General features: G+C 61.4%; 3 protein-coding genes. All 3 read left to right on the top strand.

Annotated elements, in window-relative coordinates; translation table 11 throughout:
• A partial coding sequence (locus ABIB66_RS43480; RefSeq protein ID WP_502918372.1) for a COG4705 family protein occupies window positions 1–359 on the top strand: 359 nt, incomplete at its 5' end.
• A 49-nt stretch (window positions 360–408) separates the two neighbouring features.
• Complete coding sequence (locus ABIB66_RS43485; RefSeq protein WP_354212122.1) at window positions 409–801, top strand: hypothetical protein; 393 nt, start codon at window positions 409–411, stop codon at window positions 799–801.
• Between the two features lie 97 nt (window positions 802–898).
• Window positions 899–1,278 (top strand): COG4705 family protein (locus tag ABIB66_RS43490; protein WP_502918373.1); only part of this gene is annotated, 380 nt, incomplete at its 3' end.

Genomic DNA, 1,278 nt, shown 5'->3' on the forward strand with positions numbered 1-1,278 from the left:
GGGCGGCGATCCTCTTCACCTTTGCACTCGGCACCGCGGCCGGCGATCTCGCGACCGAAGCGCTTGGACTTGGCTTCAACGTCGGGGTCCTGGCTTTCGCCGCGCTAATCGCGGCCGACGCCGGCGCCTCCGCACTTGGTGTCGACGCAGTGCTCACCTTCTGGGTCGCCTACATTTTGACCCGTCCCCTCGGCGCCTCGCTTGGCGACCTCCTTTCGCAATCCCGAGAGTATGGCGGTCTCGGCCTCGGCACGATCTACACCAGCCTCGCCTTTCTGACCGTCATCATCGCCCTGGTCGCGTGGCTCTCTTTTGAAGGAGAGCGCGTCAGCAAAACCCAAACCTTCCCAAGCAACTGACCCCCTATTTTGCGAAGGTTCGACCAAATCAACCACTAGGACCGACAAGATGAAAAAGACTGCGATCAAATGTGCTGCGGCAATCCTTGCCGTCGCGATTGGCCAATCGGCTCCCTACACGGGCGGCGTTCTTCTGCCCCGCGCGGAAGCCGCACAATCCAAGCTCGGAGATCTGACGCCGTTCCGCAGCATCGCTGCCGAAGTCGCAGCTCTCGTCGACAAGGCCGACCTTTCTGGCGCCAAGACACGCATCAAGGATCTTGAGACCAAGTGGGACGAGGCGGAAGCCGGTCTGAAGCCGCGCGCGGCGGCGGACTGGCACACGGTCGACAAGGCCATCGACCGAGCACTCGAAGCCGTCCGCGATAGCAATCCTGACACCGCCAAGTGCAAAAAGGCGCTCGCGGATCTCCTGTCCGTCATGGATTCCATGAAGGCCTGACGCCACGCCGACCCGCGCGATCGCGGCCCGTCGGTCTTCGTCACCGGCCGTCACAATACGGTGTGCCGGCCGCACCACCTCAAGAGAAGGAATCCAGATGAAAGACGGTATTGTAGAGAGCAAGGTTCCGGAAGTAACGGTGATCTTCTGGATCATCAAGGTGCTCGCGACGACGCTCGGCGAAACCGGCGGCGACGCCGTATCAATGTCCATGAATCTCGGATACGCGGTGAGCAGCGCGATCTTCCTAGGGATCTTCCTGATCTCGGTCGCTGGCCAGATATCGGTCCGGAAGTTCCATCCCTTCCTATACTGGTTCGTGGTCATCGCCACGACCATGGCCGGCACGACCATGGCGGACTTGGCGGATCGTTCGCTCGGCATCGGCTATCCGGGGGGATCCTCGCTTCTGTTCGCGCTTCTGATGATCTCGCTCGTCGTGTGGTACCGGTCGGAAGGATCGATCTCGGTCAACAC

Origin of the sequence: Bradyrhizobium sp. F1.13.3 (assembly GCF_040548265.1) — a bacterium.
Lineage (GTDB): Bacteria > Pseudomonadota > Alphaproteobacteria > Rhizobiales > Xanthobacteraceae > Bradyrhizobium.